Raw genomic sequence first — 19435 nt, 5'->3', positions numbered from 1 at the left:
GTTATGGAAGGGGACGAACCGCTTGCTGCGAGCCAGTGCAATGTTGGCGAGCGTGTGGGCGTCGGCGGCGGTGAGCGTGACGGGCTTGTCGACCACCACGTGCTTGCCCGCTTCCAGCGCGCGGCGCGCCAGGTCGAAGTGCGTGTCATTGGGCGTCGCGATGACGACGCAGTCGATTTCTTCGAGCGCCAGCAGGGCGTCGAGATCGGCCACCACCTTTGCGTGCGGGTAATCGGCCAGCGCGTGCTCGGGCTGGCTCGTCGCGATGGCTGCGATGCTCGCTCGCCCGCAGTGCTCGATCACCGGCGCATGAAAGGTCGCGCCAGCAAAACCGTAACCCATCAATCCAATCTTCAGCGATGCGGACATGCGTGTCTTCCTGCAAAAACGGCGCGCCGCTTTGCCACCGCGGCGACGGCGCGCAACAGCGTAATTGTGGCATGTCCCGAAGGCGGACTGTCGGCATCGTCGCAGGCGTTTGCGGGTGGCGCTTGTTTGGCGGCGCTCGGACGGCAGTTGCCGCCGCGTTCGGGGCAGCCAGGTCGGGCATCCATTTTTGTCGTCGGGCGAGCTGCCATCGCGGGCCCCGTTCCCGGCCATCCGACAGCGCGCCTGTCACGGCATCCGTTTCGGGCATCCGTGTTAACATCGCTCCTCTCGCGCAGATCGCGGCGAGCCGGAACGCCCCTCACACCGAGGCATGCGCGCCAGCCGCCCGCCCCGCGCAGCATGCCCCCGGGCCTTCGGTCTCGCGATTTCGCACCCAAGCGCCCTCAACCGCGTTACCCATCCACTGACGATGTCCGCAGGCCTGAACCCCGCTCAAAATGAAGCGGTCCGTTATCTTGACGGTCCGTGTCTAGTGCTCGCCGGCGCAGGCAGCGGCAAGACGCGTGTGATCACGCAGAAGATCGCCCATCTGATCGAGGCCAAAGGCTTCGAACCGCGCCACATTGCCGCCGTCACGTTCACGAACAAGGCCGCGTTGGAAATGCGCGAGCGCGTGGGCAAGCTGCTTGAAGGCAAGACGCTCACCACGCCCGGCAAGGAAGGCCGCAAAGTACCCGTCAACCAGTTGACGGTCTGCACCTTCCACTCGCTCGGCGTGCAGATTCTGCGGCAGGAAGCGGAACACGTCGGTTTGAAGCCGCAGTTCTCGATCATGGATTCGGACGACTGCTTCGGCATGATCCAGGAGCAGGTCGGCTCGACGGACAAGGGCTTCATCCGCAAGATCCAGTCGATCATCTCACTGTGGAAGAACGGCATGATCATGCCCGAGCAGGCGATCGCGATCGCCGCGAACGAGGACGAACATCAGGCCGCGATCGTCTACCGCAACTACGTGGCGACGCTGCATGCGTATCAGGCGGTCGATTTCGACGACCTGATCCGCCTGCCCGCCGAACTCTTCGAGAAGAACGAGCAGGTGCGCGACCGCTGGCAGAACAAGCTGCGCTATCTGCTGATCGACGAGTATCAGGACACCAACGCGTGCCAGTACGAACTGGTGAAACTGCTGGCCGGCAAGCGCGCGGCGTTCACGGCGGTCGGCGACGACGATCAGGCGATTTACGGCTGGCGCGGCGCGACGCTCGAAAATCTCGGGCAGCTCAGCAAGGATTTTCCGAAGCTGCATCTGATCAAGCTCGAGCAGAACTACCGTTCGACGGTGCGCATTCTGACCGCCGCGAACAACGTGATCGCGAACAACCCCAAGCTGTTCGAAAAGAAGCTCTGGTCCGAACACGGCATGGGCGACGCGATTACTGTCACGCCTTGCAACGACGAAGAGCACGAGGCCGAGTCCGTGGTGTTCCGCCTGTCCGCGCACAAGTTCGAGCGGCGCGCGAATTTCCGCGACTACGCGATCCTGTACCGCGGCAACTTCCAGGCGCGCATCTTCGAACAGGTGCTGCGGCGCGAACGGATTCCGTATGTGCTGTCGGGCGGGCAGTCGTTCTTCGACAAAGCCGAGATCAAGGATATCTGCGCGTATCTGCGCCTGATCGCCAACGCGAACGACGACCCGGCGTTCATCCGCGCGATCACCACGCCACGCCGCGGCGTCGGCAACACGACGCTCGAAGCGCTCGGCTCGTTCGCCGGCCAGGCGAAGGTGTCGCTGTTCGAAGCGGTGTACATGGGCGGCATCGAGGCGCGCCTGTCGCCGCGTCAGATCGAACCGATGCGCGTGTTCTGCGACTTCATGCAGCGCCTCACCGATCGCGCCGAGAAGGATGCCGCCGGGACCTTGCTCGACGAACTGATGGACGCAATTCACTACGAAGCCTATCTGTACGACGCATTCGACGAACGTCAGGCGCAGTCCAAGTGGCAGAACGTGCTCGAGTTCATGGAATGGTTGAAGCGCAAGGGCACCAAGGCCGAACCCGAAGGTTCGGAGAAGAACGAGGCAACCGGCTACGACACCGCCGACGGCTTCGGCGACACCGGTAAGAGTCTGCTCGGCCTGATTCAGACCGTCGCGCTGATGTCGATGCTCGAGGGCCGCGAGGAAGATCCGGACGCCGTGCGGCTCTCGACGGTGCACGCGTCGAAGGGGCTGGAGTACCCGCACGTGTTTCTGGTGGGCGTCGAAGAAGGCATCATGCCGCACCGTGGCGGTCCGGACGACGAGCCGATCGACGACGCGCGCATCGAGGAAGAGCGTCGTCTGATGTACGTCGCGATCACGCGGGCGCAGCGCAGCCTGCATCTGAACTGGTGCAAGAAGCGCAAGCGCGCGCGCGAAACCGTGGTGTGCGAGCCGTCGCGCTTCATCCCCGAGATGCTGCTCGACGACGCCCCGCCGCCGACACCCGAAGAAGCGCCGATGTCGCCGAAAGACCGGCTTGCGAGTTTGAAGGCGCTGTTGCAGAAGCCTTGAGCGTGGGAGTGAACGCAAGACCCCGTGCGCGGCAGGTGCATCGGCGGTTTTTCGACGTGCGCACGCTACAGTGGCACGGCCCGTCAATCGGAGACCGCTCGCATGCCCACGCCGCCGCTCGCGCACTATTGCCGCGCGCTCGAAACCTACGTCGACGCGAAAGACAACACGCGTGCTCACCGCATCGCCGAGGCCTTCGCGCCGGATGCGGTTCTCACTATTTCGCTTGCCACGTCGAATATCGCGTTTCCGGCACGCACAGTCGGTACCGATGCGATCGCGAAAACGCTCGTCACCGATTTCGGCGCCCAGTACGCGCAGTGCCGCACGTACTACGTGTGCGATTCGCTCGCGGTGGATAACGGCACGATCGAGGCCTTGCCCTGGCTGGTGGTGATGCGCGAACGGGCAACCGGCGCATTGCGTGTCGGCCACGGGGTGTATCGGTGGACTTTCGACGCGGCGCCGGCCGTCACGGGGTTCCATATCCACATCGCACGCATGGACGTCGTGCCGGACGTCGACGGCAAATTGCTCGAAGCGTTGCAAGATGGGCTGAGCTATCCGTGGCTCGTGCCTGCCGACCTGCACACGCATTTGACGTCGCTGGCTCGTAGCACACCGGCGTTGGCATTTGTCGAGGCGTTCAGCCGCCCCGCGGTTGCATCGGCAGGCGCCTGAGCCGACGGCGCATAGAGCGCATTCGCATAAAAAATCCCTGCCCGTGTCGCCACGGTGCAGGGATTTTTTGTCCTGCGACAACCGCCAGAAGCGCCTTATTTCGCCGCGCTGACCATGTAGTCGACGGCGGCTTTCACGTCCGAGTCGGAGGCAGTCGAGCCACCTTTGGGCGGCATCGCACCCTTGCCGTGCAGTGCGTAGTTGTAGACCGTGTCCATCGGTTCTTTCAGGCGCGGCGCCCATGCGTCCTTGTCGCCGAACTTCGGTGCGTTCAGCACGCCGGCCGCGTGACACGCCTGACAAACCTGCTGATACAGCGCCTTGCCGGCTTGCGAGGCGTCCGCGCTTTGGGTTCCGCCTGCTGCTGGCGCAGCCGCTTGCGGCACGCTTGCCATGGCCGCCATTGCAGCAGCGGCCTGTGCAGCGCCAGCGTCCGAAGCACCCGCCGGCGCCGCCGCAGCAGCGCCAGACGCGGCTGCCGCCGCACCCGCTGCCGGCTGGGCCGGTTCAGGAAAGCTCGCACCGGAATTGTTCGCCATGTATGCCACCGCGCGGGCGATTTCGAAGTCGCTGTAGTCGTCCGGGCTGGTGCCGCCACGCGCGGGCATCGCGCCCTTGCCGGCGAGCGCCGTGTGCCACAGCGTGTCGAAGCCCTGCGCGATACGCGGCGCCCAGTCGGCGGTATTGGTGAATTTCGGCGCGCCTGCCGCACCCGACGCGTGACACGCGGAGCAAACGGCCTTGTAAACTTCTTCACCGGTCTTGTAGATGCGTGGCGCATTGGCGTCGCGAATGTCGACTTGTGCGAGCGGCTTGATGCGCGCGCTGACCTCGGCGTCGGAAAGACTGTCTGTGCCGGCGCCGGTGCGCGTCGAATTATCGACGTAGATCACTAGCAGAACGATGATGACGATCGGTACCGCAAAACTGGCAATGATCGCGGCAATGAGCTGCCCGGGGGTTTTGATTGGGGCTCCGTGTGGTGCTTCGCTCATGCTTGTCTCGTCTCCGTGGGTATGTGAGCGGTACAGCGTGACGGCAACTTCTTGTTCTCTATTCAGCCACGGACGATTATAGACGGAACATTTCGGCGGCGGCGAGGGGCGCGGCCAGGTGTTCAGCAGGCGTTTACCCGCATCGCGGGGTGAGGCTGGCACCGCCCGAATGGAAGGCTTCAGGCGCGCAATCCCGCCATCTAGGCCGTCCGGTGGACGGTTTGGCCGAAACCGGGTATCCTTTCGGTCTCGCTTTGGCGTCGCTCCTGTTCAGGTTGCCGCGCTTTCGTGTTGAAGCGCCCGTAGCTCAATGGATAGAGTACTGCCCTCCGAAGGCAGGGGTTGCTGGTTCGATCCCAGCCGGGCGCACCAATAGCCGTAAGGCTTTCAGCGGTTTCTCTGCTTCACCGTTTCCCCCAGCACAGTGAAAATGTAGTCGGCCGGCAGTCATCTGTAGGTCGACGACGGTGTGTGCAGCTGAACCCAACGTGCCAGGCGATCGGCTGACAGGTGCGCGTAGCGTTGCACCATTTCCAGCGTTTCCCACCCTCCCGACTCCTTTAGCACCTCATGCGTGGTGTGTCTTGAGCCAGTCGCGCAGTGCGTCGTTCATGCGCGTTTGCCAGCCTTCGCCGCTTGCTCTGAAACGCTCCACTATCTCAGCGTCGTATCGAATCGTCACCGCGACTTTCGGGTGCGCAAGCTTAGGTCGGCCGCCGCGCGGCTTCATCTGTGCGAACTGTTCATCGGTCGGTTCGAACGTGTCAGGGTCGGCCGCGATGCCGCGAGCAATCGCGGCTTCTTCTTCGGGCGTGTTACGGATCAATTTGGGTTGCTTTTTCATAGCGGTCTATCTCCCGGTTGTTCGCCTTGCGCAGACTAATAACCCGAAAGGTTTCGCCGCGCTGCGTGAACACGACGCAATAGAGGCGGGCGTCGATCACGGCATAGCCAATTTCGCGCAACTCGCCGTAATCCTTGCGGTCGTCGGGTGCGCACCATACGGACGACCAATCAATCGCTTCGGCGATTGACAGAGATACGCCGTGCTTCTGCTCGTTGGCGTTGCTCTTGGTTTGGTCGTGAGTCGTTTTCATATGGTTATTGTAGTTACAAAAACAAAGGGCCGTAACAGGTTTTTGTAACTACGTTTACTTGCCTGGCTTGCGAAAGTGGTCTCGGTGTCGGTCGCTCGTCGGGTCGTCGCGCGTTTCCAGTTCTTCCTGATGGATGCGCGGCATGAATCCGTCCTCCGTCTAAAAACCAATCAAGAGGGTTTTGATTAACAACAACTCGATTGTGGAGTACTCCATTATGATGTAAATCAACCTATTAACTCGCAATCCAGAGCTACAATCATGGCTGGACTTTCACCGCTGAGCTTAGCCATGAACCCAAAGGACGAACAGTTTTTCAAGGCGCTGGGCGCGCGTATCGCCAGCGCTCGCAAGGCCCACGAGTTCACCCAACAGCAACTCGCCGAGCAGCTCGGCATTGCCCAGCAGACCCTCGCTCACTACGAAGGTGGGCGGCTGCGGCTGCCCGCCTCACTGCTACCGGAGTTGACCAGAACGCTTGGGCTTTCATCCGATGAACTGCTGGGGCAGAACGTCACCCCAGACGGCAAACGCGGTCCGTCCTCTAAGCTGCAACAGCAGATCGAGGCGATCAGCCGGCTACCGAAGGCGCGGCAACGCTTCGTGTCCGAGATGCTTGATACGGTGCTGGCACAGAGCCAGCGGTAAGGAAGGAGATTTGATGCAGTAGAAGAAGCGCGGGCCGCATGGGCGGCAACCCATACGGCCCGCTGACCACCACCAACTCACCGAAGGAGTTGACCATGGCTGATGCCAATCTTAAACCACGTCGCGCACGCGACGAACACGTCACGCGCATTTCCGTTGCGCTTGAAGCAGACCGCACGCACGAACGCGGCAAGCGTACTGCCTTTCCCTGGATGCAGGTTACCGATGCCATGCTCGAACACGCCGGCTTCCTGCCCGGACACCAGGTCCGGTTCATCATTGACTACCGGCTCGGACAGATCACCATCACCCCGGACTATGACTACAGAGTTGCCGGCAGGTACATGACCGCGCCAGAGACCGAGGCCATGCTGCAAAGACGCAGCAAACGGAAATAAACAATCCACAAACGACAACCCCGGCCAGCGTCGGGGTTGTCGTTCAGGAACTCACACCTTCATACCCTCACCAGCAGCTTCCCAAGATTCTTCCCCTCAAACAGGCTATTCAGCGCGTTCGGCAACGCGTCAAACCCATCGACGTAAGTCTCCTGATAAACGATTTCACCGTTCTTCACCCACGGCGCAACCGTCTGCAGCATCTCATCCATCCGATGCGTAAAATCGCGCGCCAGAATCCCCTGAATCGTCGCGCGCTGAAACAGCATGTGCTGCAGGAAGCGCGGCGCGAGGTCCGGCGTGTCGAGACCGCCGTCGTATTGAGCGATCGCGCCGCAGATCACGATCCGTGCGCGGCGCTTGATGAGCGGAATCACCGCATCTGTGACCATGCCGCCCACGTTGTCGAAATAGACATCGACGCCGCCGGTCGCCGCCTGCAGCGCTGACTGCAAGCCTTCAAGCGTCGGATGCGCCCGATAGTCGACCGCGCCGTCGAGCTTCAGCGTGTCGGTCAGAAACGCGCACTTGTCCGGACCGCCCGCTATCCCAATGACGCGACATCCGGCGCGCTTGCCGAACTGCGCGACCAGCGAGCCGACTGCGCCCGCCGCACCGGACACGACCAGCGTGTCGCCCGGACGCGGCTTGCCCGCTTCCATCAAACCGAACCACGCAGTGCGTCCCGGCATACCGAGCACGCCGAGCGCGGTCGAAACCGGCGCCGCGGCGGGGTCCAGTTTGGTCAGTTCGCTGTGATGGCACTTGGCATACAACTGCCAGCCGCTATAGGCCGACACCCAGTCGCCCTGCTTGAACAGCGGGCTCGCCGACGCCACCACTTCACCCACCACGCCCGCTCGCTGCACGATGCCGAGTGGATGCGGCACATCGTAGGTATTGCGTTCGTGCTGCTGGATGCGAATGTATGGATCGACGCTGATAATGCGCGCCCGGATGAGAACCTCATTGGATGACAATTTGTCGTCGAGTTCGCTTTCGCGTAACTCGTAATGCTCATCGCCAACGCGTCCTTCAGGACGCTTGACGTAAAACCACTGGCGGTTTTGATAACTCATGTGAACACTCACTGCGGTCGTAGACGGTGAGTGATCTTACCAGTGGGGCCATCGCACGCGCCCGATTCCAAGCTTGTTGAAAGCCTCCCGTCCCGCTAGAATCCTCCGGTCACTGGGGAGTAGCCTTCCTTCATCCATTGAAGGAGAGCGCGTCAACATACTTGACCTGCGGGTCATGGCGCGTTCGACCGGGTCGGTTTGGCGAGACCATTGGCGCACTGCTTCGTTCTGGTCGGACGGGGCGCGGTGCGTCATTGGTTCGTTACTTTCGTCCGACCGCGGAGTTGCCCTGTGAAACATCGTTGTGCCCTGCCAGTCTCCCCACTTGCCGGTCCGTTGTGCCGCTTCCCCTTTGCATTTGCAGTGAGGCGCGCATGACCGGTCTCCTGTTCCAACTCGCCATCATGCTGGTCGTCATTCTCGTGTCGGCCGAGCTCTTCACCAATGCCCTCGAGCATCTCGGCGAGCGCCTGAAAATCTCCGAGGGCGTGACGGGTTCGCTGTTCGCGGCGGTCGGTACCGCCCTGCCCGAAACCCTCGTCCCGCTGCTCGCGATTGCGGGCGGCACGACCGATAGCGCGGTCAATCAGGAGATCGGCGTCGGCGCGATTCTCGGCGCGCCGCTCATGCTCTCCACCCTCTCCACCTTCCTGATGACGCTGGCGATTCTCGGTTCGCGCGGTGCCGGCGGCTGGGTCACGCCGGAACGCACGGGTTTCACGCGCGATCTGAACTACTTCCTGTGCGCCTTTGTGCTGGCGGCCGCGGCGATGTACGTGCCGCATGAAGAGATGATCGTACGGGGGCTGTTCAGCGCGGCGCTGGTCGGTGTGTACATCACGTATGTGGTGATGACGTTCCGTGCATCGAACAAACTGGTCGACGCCGGTCACGGCACTGAAGCGCCGGGCAGAATGCTGCTGTCGCGTCTTGGCTTGCCCACCAATCTCGCGACCATCGCGGTGCAACTGGCGCTGGCGGTTGCGTTGCTGGTGTGGGGCGCGGAAGGCTTCATCCACGGTGTGCGGGGCGTGTCGCAAGTGCTCGGCGTCTCGCCGCTGCTGCTGTCGCTGCTGATCATTCCGATCGCCACCGAGTTGCCGGAGAAGGTCAACAGCATCCTGTGGATTCGCCGTGGCAAGGACACGCTGGCGTTCGGCAACATCACCGGCGCGATGGTGTTCCAGGGCACGCTGCTGCCCGCAATCGGGATTCTGCTGACGCCGTGGGCGCCGCGTATCGAAGTGGTGACCGGTATCGTGATCACGCTCGCTGCCGCCGCGTGGCTGCGGATCAACGTGCGTGCGCGCGGCGTGCCGGTGTGGGCGCTGCTGGTGTGCGGCGTGCTCTACGCCACTTATCTGGCGATCACGCTGAGCCGCTGAGCGAGTGACGAAAGACCGGGAAGGCCGCGACAAAAGCCGCCGAAGCGCGGCCTTCCCAACCAGCCGCCCTTAATTGGACGGCGCCGCCGCAGCCGTTGCTGTGCTATCCGTCTTGAACACCGTCTTCCAGTCATCCTTCACATCGACGACGAGCCAGCCTTTCCCGCTGGCTTCGTCCAGCCCCTTGTCGAGCTTGCCGCTTTTCGCCGTTCGGTCGTACGCGTACTCCCGTTCGCCGTCGGTGTGATGCAGCAGCGCCGCGAGGCGCGGACCGTCGCCGGCCGAGGTCCATTCGAGCATCGGCACATCGCCGTCGGCGTTGCCGAACGCGATCACCGGACGCCGGCCGATCACGCGGTCGATGGCAAGCGGTTTGGCCGCGCCATCGACGAGATTGTCGACCTGCGCAAGCCGGGTCAGCGACACTGCGCCGTTCGTCTGGCTGTACTTGTATTTGACGGTGCTGCCGATCACCTGCTCGGGCGGAATGCCGTACACGCGCTGCGCGATGTCACGGACGAACTCGACATCGCTGCCCGTCACCAGATAGGTCCTGAAGCCATTGGCGCGCAGATAGGCGAGCAACTCGAGCATCGGCTGATAAGCGAGGTCGGCGTACGGGCGATTGAAGCGCGGGTCGCTCGCGGAGTCGAACCATTCGTGCACGAGCGCGGCGAATTGATCGCTGGTCATGCCGGCATGCGCCGCCGCCAGCAGCCTCGTCGAACCGGCGTCGCCGCTCGCCGCGATGCTCTTCAGATTGCCTTTCAGAATCGAGCGGAACGGGTCCTGCCGTTTCCATTCCGGATGCCGCCCGGCCACCGTCTTCACCCGTTGCAGCGCGAACACCAGTTGTACCGAGGCGGGTTGCTCCGGCCACAACGTGCCGTCGTTGTCGAATACGGCGATCCGGTCGGCGCGCGGGATGAAGTCTTTCGACTCTGGCGTCGTGACCAGCGTGACGAAATCGACAATCGAGCGTTTGCTCGCAGTATCGTTCCACGACGCGAGGGTTGCGGCGGTCGACGCGCCGGCCGGCGACTCGCTTGCGTCGTGGTGCGGCGTAACGGTACAAGCTGAAAGAACCATAACGGTCAAAGCAATGCAGTACCGGTGCATCGTGCGAATCATAAAAGCCTCATCAAAAGCGGTGGGTCAAACTTTAAGCGAGCGCAAGTCTAATGGGACACGGCGATTGTTGCAGCCCATTTTGTTGCTTTTTTGGGACGACGGCGTGAATGCCGGTAATTGTCAAATGGCGTATGCCGCTATGCAGCTTTTTATGCAACAAGCAAACAAATGCTCAACGTAGTGGCAAAAGTGTGGAATAAGAATGGCGGCCAAAATCTAACTCCGTCCGAAATTGCGTAGATTTCTATCGCGTTACAAATTTATCTCTGTAATCTCCTGAAACGTTTGCTACTATTCCGCCACAACACTCCCGGATTGTGAATTTTTTACCTCCGCATGCGTCGTTTGGTGCGGCGTCTCTTGAGTCTGAAAGGAGCGTCCATGCAAGCCCTGCATCCGGCCGTACCGTCTTTCCAGCTTGCCCGAAAGACTTAGTGCGAATTAATCGCGCATCTTATCCGCTTTGCATATTTCCCCGGTTGCGCGTGGCCACTGGGTGAGGTGAACTTACGCCTGCGATTAGTTTGCGTTAGTTCGACCTAATTCGAAAATACGAATGCCATTGCTCCTGCTTTATTTGCATCGGGCAAAAGAATGCGTTCGCCTATAAGAAATGCCCATAGACGAGGTGCGCGAATGGGTTGTAAAAGCGTGGTTGGGTCGGTAGCGTTATACGCCGCCTCGGTGGTGTTGTCGCCGGCGTTCGCTCAGGCATCGGCCGACGAAGCCAATAAGAGTATTAACCCGCTTAATCTGGCAGCCTCATTCAACATCAGAATTACTACACGCCGAGCGTGTTCGGCGCGAGCGCGCACACCAACGATCTGCTCTTGCGCCCCACCGTGCCGATCGGCCCGAACAGCCTGATCGGCGTGCCGGAAATTTTCCGCGCCACGGTGCCGGTCAGCACGCGGCCCGATCCAAGCGGCGGCTATAACACCGGCCTCGGCGACCTGAACCTATTCGACATCTTCCTGCTCTCGCAAGGCGACGTGCAGGTCGGCGTCGGCCCGCTCGTGACGATGCCGACCGCCACCGACCCGAGCCTCGGCACCGGCAAGTGGCAGGCCGGTCTTGCCGCGGTCGCCGTCAGCGCGACGAAGGCGCGGCTCCTCGGCGCCCTGGTGCAGTGGCAACACTCGTTCGCGGGACAAACCAGCCGGCCCACCACGCAATCGCTCACCGCGCAGCCGTTCGGCATCTTCAACCTGCCGGGCGGCGCTGGTATATCCGCTCGACCGGCACCTGGACTTTCGACCTGCAGCATGGCAGCTATTACATCCCGGTGGGTCTGGGTGCGGGCGAAGCGTGGAAAGGCGGCTCGACCATCTACAACGCGTTTATCGAGCCGCAATACTCGGTAGCGCATTCCGGCGCCGGCGTGCCGAAGTTCACCATCTTCGCCGGGCTGAACATGACGTTCGGCAAATAAGCACAAAAAACTGAGCACAGAAACAGAGGACTTAACCATGACCTTATTCAAACGCCTGCCGACCTGCGCAGTCATCGCGGCCTTGTCACTGACCACGTTACCGCATACGCAAGCCGTCGCTCAAGCGAGCGCCCCCACGGCGGCGACAGCGGCCGTCACCGCCTCGCCTGAAGAAGCGCGCGCGATCGCCAAAGACGCGTTCCTCTACGCGTATCCGATGCTGTTCAACTACAAGACGCTTTACGAGTAGGCGCTCGATTCCGGCTCGAAGTCTTATGTGGGCGGCTTCGGCAAGTTCCGCAACTACTCGCATCCGTACGGTCCCGAGAACAAGGACATCGTCACGCCGAACAACGACACGCCGTACTCGTGGGCGTGGCTCGATCTGCGTCGCGAGCCGTGGGTGCTGACGGTGCCCGCGGTGCCGAAAGAGCGCTACTACGTCTTCCAGTGGATCGACCTGTACACCTACAACTTCGCGTACGTCGGTTCGCGCGCCACGGGCAACGGCGCGGGCCACTATCTGTTCGCCGGCCCGAACTGGCACGGTGATACGCCCAAGGGCATCGACAAGGTGTTCCGCTCCGAGACGGACCTGATCCTGACGCTTGGCCGCACGGCGCTCAACGGCGCGAGCGACGTCAAAAACGTCGAGGCGATCCAGAAGCAATACAAGCTCACGCCGCTGTCCGCCTTCGAACATACGGCTGCGCCGCCGTCCGTCGCGAAGCTCGATTTTCCGAAGTGGGATGAAGCGAAGGCGACTTCGGTCGACTTCATCGCCTATCTGAACTTCATGCTGCAGTTCACGCAGCCGCCGGCGCCGTCCGAGCAGGAATTGATGGCGCGCTTCGCGAAGATCGGCATTGCGCCGGGCGCGCCGTTCGATCCGGCCACCGTGACGCCGGAAACGCGCGCCGCGCTCGAAGCCGGTGTCGCAGACGGCAAAGCCGCATTGGCCGACGCGGAAAAACACACCACTGGCTCGTTCAGCCTGTTCGGCAGCCGTGCGGATCTGAAGGACGACTACACCACGCGCGCCGTCGCGGCGGCGATGGGGATTTACGGCAATACCAAGGAAGAAGCGGTGTACGTCGGCACACGCGTGAACGGCGAACGCGCGCAACTGCTCGGCTCAGAGCCGTACGTGCTGCACTTCGACAAGAAGGACTTGCCGCCCGCGAAATTCTTCTGGTCGATGACGCTGTACGACCTGCCCGCGCGCCATCTGGTTGCGAATCCAATCAACCGTTACTCGATCGGCGATCGCACCAAAGGCCTGAAGTACGGCGCCGATGGCTCGCTGGATATCTACGTGCGGAACACGTCGCCGGGTGCGGACAAGACGTCGAACTGGCTGCCGGCGCCCACTGGTGCGTACACCCTCGTCATGCGCATCTATGGCCCGGATGAGAAGGTGCTCGACGGCGACTGGAAATTCCCCGAGCCCCAAAAGCGCTAAGCCGCGCATGGACGAACCTGAGGACAATATGAATAAGAAAACAGCGACATGGGTCACGGCCGCCGTGCTGGCGTCGGTTGCTGCACCCATTCTGGCGAAGACGCAGCAGGACCAGCCTGCCCACGCAACGGCCACTATGGCGTCCGTGCCGGGCCCGGTGGCCGGCTACGCGATCTCTGAAGAATACGCACGATTGGTAGCGCGCCAGACCTACTTCTGGGCGTGGCCGATGGTGAACGTCTACGGCCGTCTGCTGGCGATGAAGCAGGTCCCACAGCCGGGTCTGAACGGCGGCATCGTGCCGGTTGCGCCGCCCAATCATCTGTCGATGCTGCGCGACTACATTCAGCCGCAGGAGCGATTTGTTGCGTGTCCGAATCAGGACGTGGTCTACGGCTCCTCGATCCTCGATCTGAATCAGACGCCGGTGGTCGTGCAGGTGCCCGATTTCGGCAAACGCTTCTGGGTCTATCAGGCCGTCGATCTGCGTACCGACGGTTTCGCGAGTCTCGGCAAGATGTACGGTACACGTCCGGGCTTCTATCTCCTGGCGGGCCCTGACTGGAACGGCCAGGTGCCGAAGGGCATCCGCCAGGTGTTCCGCTCGTCGACCGGAATCGGCAGTTTTATTCCGCGCGTTTTCATGGACGACACGCCTGAAGATCGCGTGGCCGTGCAGTCGGTGATTGCGAAGGTTGGCCTGTATCCGCTCGCCGAGTACGACGGCAAGGTCAAGGAGACCGACTGGTCGAAGCTGCCGAGCTTCGGCCAGGCCGGTGGTGCCGCGGGCGGCAACGCCGAAGAGATCAAGTGGGTCGATTCAAACCGTTTCTGGGACATGCTGCCCACCGTGCTCGACGAGACGCCGCCGCAACGCGGCGAAGAGGCGCTCTACGCGCAGGCGCGCGCGCTGATCGTCGCGGCGCAGAAGGATCCGGCAATCAAGACCGCGATTGTTGAGGAAGGGACGAAGGCCGAAGCGGATCTGGTCACGCCGCTGTTCAACTTCAACACCTTTGGCAAGCGGCTGCCGGCGAACTGGAACACCATCAGCAACGGCGCTGCGTTCGGCACGGACTACTTCACGCGCACGGCGGTGGCGAAGTCGAACATCTTCGTCAACAAGCCTAACGAGACCAAGTATTTCTACGCCGACGCCGACGCATCCGGTCAGCGTCTCGATGGCAACGCACGCTACACGGTGACGTTCGCCAAGGATCAGTTGCCGCCGGTCAAGGGGTTCTGGTCGCTGACGCTGTACAACTCGCACCACTTCTTCTCGCCGAACCCGCAGAACCGCTACTCGCTCGGCACCAAGAACAAGGACCTGAAGTTCAATGCGGATGGCTCGTTGACGCTTTACGTGCAGAACACGAGTCCCGGTGACGACAAGGTCTCCAACTGGCTGCCGGCGCCGGCCAATGAAGCGTTCTCGCTGTATGTCCGCGCCTATTGGCCGCAGCAACCGGCGCTCGACGGCAGTTGGACGCCGCCGCCGGTCAAGCGTGAACCGTAAGAAAACACGCCGATGTGCACGCCTGCGGCTTGCCGCCGCGGTGTGTCAAAACCTTGTTCCGCAAAGTGGAAGTGCGGAAAGTTAATTTCATGAGGATGACTATGAGTCGCACAAACCGTTTGTCCGCAAGCCGGTCACTCGCCAGGTTGTGCACGGGTGCGCTTCTTACCACCGCCGGCGTGGGTCTTTCGCAACAAGCGTGGGCTACTGAAGGTGGCGTCGGCAGACCGATCACCGGCATGCAGGTCACGCCGTACGCAGGCGTGGTGCCGCCCACCAGCGACTGGATCGTGTCGGCCAACACGATTTACTACGAAGGCTCGCTCGGTGCGAGCAAGACGATCCCGATCGCCGGTACTGTCACCGCCGGGTTGGACTATTCGATCGTGTACACGCTTGTGAATGCGATCAAGACCTGGGGCATTACGGCGGGCGGCTGGAACTTCGCTTCTTCGTTCGGCGTACCGATCCAGTACACCGACGTGTCGTCGTTTCATGGCCGCTTGCCGAACGATCATGGCACCCAGTTCGCCGACCTCTTCTTCACGCCGGTGGTGGCCGGCTATCACCTGACCAGAACCGACCACATCGCGTTGAGCCTGCAGATCTATGCGCCGACCGGCGCGTACACCTCGAGCCGCCTCGCCAATGCCGGGCAGAACACGTGGACCTTCACGCCGACGGTCTCGTACACGAAGCTGTTCCCGAAAGAAGAGATCGAGTTGTCGTTGAACTATGGTGTCGAGTTCTATACGCCGAACGGCGACACCCACTATCACAACGCACCGGTCAGCGTGCTCGACCTGCTCGCGCTCAAGCGCTTTGGCGGCGGCTGGGGTGTGGGCGTGGTGGGCGGCTATATCCAGCAGATCGGTCATGATAGCGGCGGCCTGGCCGATGCCACCGGCGGCAATCAGGGGCATTCGGTGGGTATCGGGGCGATGGTCACGTGGTCTGGCAAGGTCCAAAAAACGCCGGTGTCGGCGTCGCTGCGTTGGGTCAACGAGTTCAACGTCAGCAACCGGCCTAAGGGGAATGCGGTCGAACTGTCGATTAGTGCCACCTTCCAGTAACGGAGCATGCATCTGGTGATCCGTCGCTCCTCGTGTGTGCCGTTTCCCGTCGACGCCGCTCCACCGAGCGAGTCCGAGGTGCCCCGCAGACGATCGCTGCGCGCCTCGGCGGTGGTCGCGGCGTTGCTGCTCGTGTCGGTCCACGGCCGCGCGGCGTCGAAATTCACCGATCCCGAAGACGGTGCTTTCGACTTGAGCAATCTTCTGCTGACGCATAGGGGCGTCTTGCCTGTGCCGACGCTGATCACCGAGCCGGCAGTCGGCTACGGGCTGGGCCTCGGCCTGCTCTATTTCTCGCTGCCGAAGAAAAGCGCCGATGCGCCCGACGACACCAAAGCGCCGCCGAACATCACCGGCCTCGGCGGCTTCGTGACCGGCACACATAGCTGGGGCGCGGGGTTGAAGCACTTCCACACCTGGGACGACGACCACATTCGCTATCTCGGCGTGATCGGCAAGGTGGGGCTGCATCTGAACTACTACGGCATCCAGAACCAGCCGCGCGCCTATCAGCTCGACGGTATCGCGCTCGTGCAGCAGGTCCTGTTCAGGCTCGGCAATAGTCACTGGTATGTCGGCCCGCGCTATACCTTCTTCGACGCGAGCACGCGTTTTGACGCGACCGTTCCGGCGGGGATTCGCGAGTTCGAGAGAGATCAGCGCGTCGCCAAGGGCGGCGTGGTGGTCGACTACGACACGCGCGACAACATGTTCTATCCGTTGAGCGGCACCTATGCGGAGCTGGAAGCCGACCTCGCGCGCGGCGGCCTCGGCAGTTCCACCAACTTTCAGGAGCAGACGGCACGCGGCTACCAGTGGATTCCGCTGTCGAAGAGCTGGGTGCTCGGCCTGCGTGCCGACACCGGCGTCTCGCAAGGAAACATTCCGTTTTTCGCGCAGCCGTATGTGTCGCTGCGCGGCGTGTCCGATGCGAAGTTCCAGGACAACAACCAGCTTACCGCGGAAGCCGAAATCCGCTGGAACGTCACGCCGCGCTGGTCGGTGCTCGGCTTCGGCGGTGTCGGTAAAGCCTACGGCCATCTGCATTCGTTTTCGGATGCACCCACCGCGTTCGGCTTCGGCACAGGGTTTCGCTATCTGATTGCTCGCAAGCTCGGCGTGACAATGGGGATCGACGTCGCGCACGGGCCCGGGCAGAACGCGTTTTATGTGCAGGTGGGCAGCGCATGGCGGTGACGAGAATCAATCAGTCCAGTTGAGTTCGCTGAAGGGGCACGGCAACAGGTTGCATGCACGGCGCGAGCGCTGTCTGCAGTCTACGTGTTTTCGCACACCGATTTTCACGTTGAAGGAATCACGCACAATGAAAACCACGATGAAGCGATCCTTGCTGTTGCTTGCCGGCGTCTGCACGTCGCTTGCGGTGACAGTCGCTACGCCCGGGCAGGCGCTTGCCGCGGCCGCCGTGCAGCCGCTGCCGACGGCCTGGCCGCGCGACTTCGATAGCGCGCAGCAGCGCATCGAGTTGTATCAGCCGCAGGTGGAAGTGTGGCAGGGCAACCGGATCGAAGGGCGCGCGGCTTTTGCGGTCGGTGCGAAGAGCGCCACGCCCAACTACGGCGTCGCGCATTTCACCGCGCGTGCTGAAGTCGACAAGACCAGCTCGACTGTTCAGCTGCTCGATATCGTCATCGACCAGGTCGATATGCCGGCCACGCCGGGTGCCGCGGCTGGGGTGAAAACTGCCTTGCAGGCACGCATCCCGAAAGACGGCCTCACCACATCGCTCGAACAGTTGCAGGCCAGTTACGCCAGCACCCACGAAGGCAGCGAACCCGGCCTCGCGGTGCAGAACAACGTACCTCACATCCTCTTTGCTGAACGCCCCACGCTACTCGTGCTGGTCGACGGCGACGCGAACTGGCGTGCGCTCGGCGACACGCACTATCAACGCCTGATCAACACGCGGGCGATGCTGCTCAAGGACGCGAGTAGCACGCTGCATCTGAATGCTGCGGGCTACTGGTACGAGGCGACATCGCTCGACGGTCCGTGGCATCTGACCGCGACGCCGCCGCATGAGCTGGTCGCCGCGGCGAACAAAGCGCAAACGAATCTGAAGTCCGACCCGCTGTTGCCCGCCGACGGCAAGAAACCGGCGCAGGCGCCGGACGTTGTCGTCGCCGCGCAGCCGGCCGAGCTGGTGGTGACGACCGGCAAGCCTTCGCTGCAACCGGTGAAGGGGGTGAGCTTACTCTCCGTCGCCAACGCCGACCACGCGCTCTTCGTCGAGCCGCGCGACAACCATTACTACTTGCTGCTGTCGGGCCGCTGGTTTACCGCAGCGGGTCTGAATGGACCCTGGACCTTTGTCGACGGCAAGAGTCTGCCCGCCGATTTCGCAAAGATCGCCGCCGACGACCCGCACGCGAATGCGCTCGTCTCCGTGCCCGGCACGCCGCAGGCCAAAGAAGCGGCGATCGCCGCAACCATCCCACAGACAGCGACCGTATCGCGCAAGTCCACCACGCTGAAGGTGGTCTATGACGGCACGCCGAAGTTTGTCGGGATCGCGGGCACATCGCTCTCGTATGCGGTGAACACCGCGACGCCGGTGATCCAGACCACGCCTTCGCAATTCTTTGCGGTCGCCAACGGGATCTGGTTCACCGCGAGCGCGGCAAGTGGCCCGTGGCATGTCGCCGATATCGTGCCGGCTGCGATCTATACGATTCCGGCGGCTTCTCCTGTGCATTACGTGACGTACGTTCACGTCTATTCGGCGACACCGGATACCGTGGTGGTCGGCTATACGGCGGGCTACATGGGCGTGGTCGTCAATGCGGACGGCACCGTTGTGTACGGCACCGGCTATGTGTACGCACCGTATGTCGGCGACGTCTACTATGGCTATCCGGCCACCTATGGCTACGGCGCGGGCTTCGCGTTCGGCACGACGATGGGCTTCGCCTTCGGCTTTGCGATCGGCGCCACGTGGGGCGCGCCGTCGCCGTACTGGGGTCCGTATTGGGGCGGCAGCTGGCAGTACGCGAACGTCAACCAGGCGAATATTTACGGCCGCTGGGGAGGGCAGGCCACCGTGACGCACGCGAGCGGCTGGAACGGCTGGACCGGCAACAGTTGGGCGGGGTCGTCCGTGTCCGGTTTCAATCCGTACACTGGCGCTCATTACCAAGGGAGTCGTGGCGCCGTCGAGAACGCGTACAACGGCAACTACGCGGCGGGACGGCAAGGCTCGTTCAGCGATCCTTCGACGGGACGCAGCGGTGCGGGACGTGGCGGCGTAGTAGGCAACCAGGGCACCGGCGATTACGCGGCGGGCGGGCAACGCGCCGGCTACAACGCGCAGACCGGCCGCTACGGCGTGGCCGAAGCGGGCGTAACCGGCAACACGAATTCAGGCGATCATCAGGCGGCATCGCGCGGCGTGGTGGGCAACAAGAACACCGGTAACGCTGTCGCGTGGAATAACGGCAATGTCTATGCGGGCAGCGACGGCAACGTCTACCGTCATGATCAGGGTGGCGGCTGGGAGCAGCACAGCGCCAACGGCTGGCAGCCGGTTCAGCCAAGCGCCAGCCAGACGCAGCAGCTCGATTCGCTCAAGCAGGGGCATGATCTCGGGAATGCGCGAGCGAGTGGGCAGTTTCAGGGGCAGGGGCACTT

At 62.5% G+C, this 19435-nt stretch carries 18 protein-coding genes, 1 tRNA gene, 1 pseudogene and 1 riboswitch; of the genes and pseudogenes, 13 read left to right on the top strand and 7 right to left on the bottom strand.

Annotation, left to right across the window (positions count from 1 at the left end):
• A partial coding sequence (locus FSO04_RS47895; protein ID WP_233465127.1) for a Gfo/Idh/MocA family oxidoreductase occupies positions 1–369 on the bottom strand: 369 nt, incomplete at its 3' end.
• Positions 370–799: 430 nt separating this feature from the next.
• On the opposite strand from FSO04_RS47895, the gene FSO04_RS37185 reads away from it, so the two are divergent.
• Together FSO04_RS37185 and FSO04_RS37180 are read left to right on the top strand one after the other, a co-directional pair.
• Entirely contained in the window at positions 800–2890 is a 2091-nt protein-coding gene (locus FSO04_RS37185; RefSeq protein WP_154566469.1) for a UvrD-helicase domain-containing protein, read from the top strand.
• Positions 2891–2992: 102 nt separating this feature from the next.
• Positions 2993–3571 (top strand): hypothetical protein, encoded by a 579-nt coding sequence (locus FSO04_RS37180; RefSeq protein WP_154566468.1) that lies wholly within the window; start codon positions 2993–2995, stop codon positions 3569–3571.
• Positions 3572–3666: 95 nt separating this feature from the next.
• Here the strand turns inward: FSO04_RS37180 and FSO04_RS37175 are convergent, their stop codons facing one another.
• A complete protein-coding gene (locus FSO04_RS37175) occupies positions 3667–4566 on the bottom strand; it encodes a c-type cytochrome (protein WP_154566467.1) in 900 nt (299 codons plus the stop codon).
• Between the two features lie 296 nt (positions 4567–4862).
• Here FSO04_RS37175 and FSO04_RS37170 point away from each other — a divergent pair.
• A tRNA-Arg gene (locus FSO04_RS37170) sits at positions 4863–4938 on the top strand.
• Positions 4939–5013: 75 nt separating this feature from the next.
• Here FSO04_RS37170 and FSO04_RS47890 read toward each other — a convergent pair.
• From FSO04_RS47890 to FSO04_RS37155, 3 genes and pseudogenes are all read right to left on the bottom strand, one after another.
• A pseudogene (locus FSO04_RS47890) lies at positions 5014–5151 on the bottom strand (tyrosine-type recombinase/integrase); the annotation flags it as partial.
• Entirely contained in the window at positions 5135–5410 is a 276-nt protein-coding gene (locus tag FSO04_RS37160; RefSeq protein WP_154566466.1) for a BrnA antitoxin family protein, read from the bottom strand. The gene FSO04_RS37160 and the pseudogene FSO04_RS47890, both read right to left, overlap by 17 nt.
• Positions 5382–5663 (bottom strand): BrnT family toxin, encoded by a 282-nt coding sequence (locus FSO04_RS37155; RefSeq protein ID WP_154566465.1) that lies wholly within the window; start codon positions 5661–5663, stop codon positions 5382–5384. The genes FSO04_RS37160 and FSO04_RS37155 overlap by 29 nt, the downstream gene beginning before the upstream one ends.
• 291 nt (positions 5664–5954) lie before the next feature.
• Here FSO04_RS37155 and FSO04_RS37150 point away from each other — a divergent pair, with 291 nt between their 5' ends.
• Entirely contained in the window at positions 5955–6311 is a 357-nt protein-coding gene (locus tag FSO04_RS37150) for a helix-turn-helix domain-containing protein (RefSeq protein WP_233465125.1), read from the top strand.
• A gap of 95 nt (positions 6312–6406) precedes the next feature.
• The gene (locus FSO04_RS37145; RefSeq protein ID WP_154566463.1) at positions 6407–6709 is read left to right on the top strand and encodes a hypothetical protein; all 303 of its coding nucleotides are present in this window, start codon (positions 6407–6409) and stop codon (positions 6707–6709) included.
• Positions 6710–6768: 59 nt separating this feature from the next.
• Here the strand turns inward: FSO04_RS37145 and FSO04_RS37140 are convergent, their stop codons facing one another.
• On the bottom strand, positions 6769–7788 hold the full coding sequence (locus FSO04_RS37140; protein ID WP_154566462.1) for an NADP-dependent oxidoreductase: 1020 nt from the start codon (positions 7786–7788) through the stop codon (positions 6769–6771).
• A gap of 102 nt (positions 7789–7890) precedes the next feature.
• Positions 7891–8062: riboswitch (yybP-ykoY riboswitch) on the top strand.
• Between the two features lie 100 nt (positions 8063–8162).
• On the opposite strand from FSO04_RS37140, the gene FSO04_RS37135 reads away from it, so the two are divergent.
• A complete protein-coding gene (locus tag FSO04_RS37135; RefSeq protein WP_154566461.1) occupies positions 8163–9173 on the top strand; it encodes a sodium:calcium antiporter in 1011 nt (336 codons plus the stop codon).
• A 69-nt stretch (positions 9174–9242) separates the two neighbouring features.
• Here the strand turns inward: FSO04_RS37135 and FSO04_RS37130 are convergent, their stop codons facing one another.
• A complete protein-coding gene (locus FSO04_RS37130; protein ID WP_154566460.1) occupies positions 9243–10304 on the bottom strand; it encodes an HAD family hydrolase in 1062 nt (353 codons plus the stop codon).
• Between the two features lie 830 nt (positions 10305–11134).
• Here FSO04_RS37130 and FSO04_RS37125 point away from each other — a divergent pair.
• From FSO04_RS37125 to FSO04_RS37100, 7 genes are all read left to right on the top strand, one after another.
• The gene (locus tag FSO04_RS37125) at positions 11135–11668 is read left to right on the top strand and encodes a hypothetical protein (protein ID WP_233465123.1); all 534 of its coding nucleotides are present in this window, start codon (positions 11135–11137) and stop codon (positions 11666–11668) included.
• Between the two features lie 105 nt (positions 11669–11773).
• Positions 11774–11986 carry a hypothetical protein gene (locus FSO04_RS47165; RefSeq protein ID WP_199203090.1) on the top strand — a complete coding sequence of 71 codons (213 nt, stop codon included), beginning with the start codon at positions 11774–11776 and terminating at the stop codon, positions 11984–11986.
• Between the two features lie 27 nt (positions 11987–12013).
• Entirely contained in the window at positions 12014–13198 is a 1185-nt protein-coding gene (locus tag FSO04_RS37120; protein ID WP_199203089.1) for a DUF1254 domain-containing protein, read from the top strand.
• Positions 13199–13226: 28 nt separating this feature from the next.
• Positions 13227–14714, top strand: coding sequence for a DUF1254 domain-containing protein (locus FSO04_RS37115; RefSeq protein ID WP_154566459.1), 1488 nt, complete (start codon positions 13227–13229; stop codon positions 14712–14714).
• Between the two features lie 101 nt (positions 14715–14815).
• Positions 14816–15787 (top strand): SphA family protein, encoded by a 972-nt coding sequence (locus FSO04_RS37110; protein ID WP_154566458.1) that lies wholly within the window; start codon positions 14816–14818, stop codon positions 15785–15787.
• A gap of 78 nt (positions 15788–15865) precedes the next feature.
• Positions 15866–16984, top strand: coding sequence for a BamA/TamA family outer membrane protein (locus tag FSO04_RS37105; protein WP_233465121.1), 1119 nt, complete (start codon positions 15866–15868; stop codon positions 16982–16984).
• Positions 16985–17111: 127 nt separating this feature from the next.
• The coding region (locus tag FSO04_RS37100; protein ID WP_154566456.1) for a carbohydrate-binding family V/XII at positions 17112–19435 on the top strand (2324 nt) is incomplete at its 3' end.

Origin of the sequence: Paraburkholderia madseniana, assembly GCF_009690905.1 — a bacterium.
Classification (GTDB): domain Bacteria; phylum Pseudomonadota; class Gammaproteobacteria; order Burkholderiales; family Burkholderiaceae; genus Paraburkholderia; species Paraburkholderia madseniana.
This window is presented reverse-complemented; position numbering and strand designations above follow the sequence as displayed.

What these genes read in the sequence shown, in the direction of transcription:
- FSO04_RS37110 (WP_154566458.1), top strand. Translation starts at nt 14,816, where the DNA reads ATGAGTCGCACAAACCGTTTGTCCGCAAGCCGGTCACTCGCCAGGTTG.
- FSO04_RS37150 (WP_233465125.1), top strand. Translation starts at nt 5,955, where the DNA reads ATGAACCCAAAGGACGAACAGTTTTTCAAGGCGCTGGGCGCGCGTATC.
- FSO04_RS37140 (WP_154566462.1), bottom strand. Translation starts at nt 7,788, where the DNA reads ATGAGTTATCAAAACCGCCAGTGGTTTTACGTCAAGCGTCCTGAAGGA.
- FSO04_RS37155 (WP_154566465.1), bottom strand. Translation starts at nt 5,663, where the DNA reads ATGAAAACGACTCACGACCAAACCAAGAGCAACGCCAACGAGCAGAAG.
- FSO04_RS37160 (WP_154566466.1), bottom strand. Translation starts at nt 5,410, where the DNA reads ATGAAAAAGCAACCCAAATTGATCCGTAACACGCCCGAAGAAGAAGCC.
- FSO04_RS37185 (WP_154566469.1), top strand. Translation starts at nt 800, where the DNA reads ATGTCCGCAGGCCTGAACCCCGCTCAAAATGAAGCGGTCCGTTATCTT.
- FSO04_RS37115 (WP_154566459.1), top strand. Translation starts at nt 13,227, where the DNA reads ATGAATAAGAAAACAGCGACATGGGTCACGGCCGCCGTGCTGGCGTCG.
- FSO04_RS47165 (WP_199203090.1), top strand. Translation starts at nt 11,774, where the DNA reads ATGACCTTATTCAAACGCCTGCCGACCTGCGCAGTCATCGCGGCCTTG.
- FSO04_RS37135 (WP_154566461.1), top strand. Translation starts at nt 8,163, where the DNA reads ATGACCGGTCTCCTGTTCCAACTCGCCATCATGCTGGTCGTCATTCTC.
- FSO04_RS37130 (WP_154566460.1), bottom strand. Translation starts at nt 10,304, where the DNA reads ATGATTCGCACGATGCACCGGTACTGCATTGCTTTGACCGTTATGGTT.
- FSO04_RS37145 (WP_154566463.1), top strand. Translation starts at nt 6,407, where the DNA reads ATGGCTGATGCCAATCTTAAACCACGTCGCGCACGCGACGAACACGTC.
- FSO04_RS37180 (WP_154566468.1), top strand. Translation starts at nt 2,993, where the DNA reads ATGCCCACGCCGCCGCTCGCGCACTATTGCCGCGCGCTCGAAACCTAC.
- FSO04_RS37175 (WP_154566467.1), bottom strand. Translation starts at nt 4,566, where the DNA reads ATGAGCGAAGCACCACACGGAGCCCCAATCAAAACCCCCGGGCAGCTC.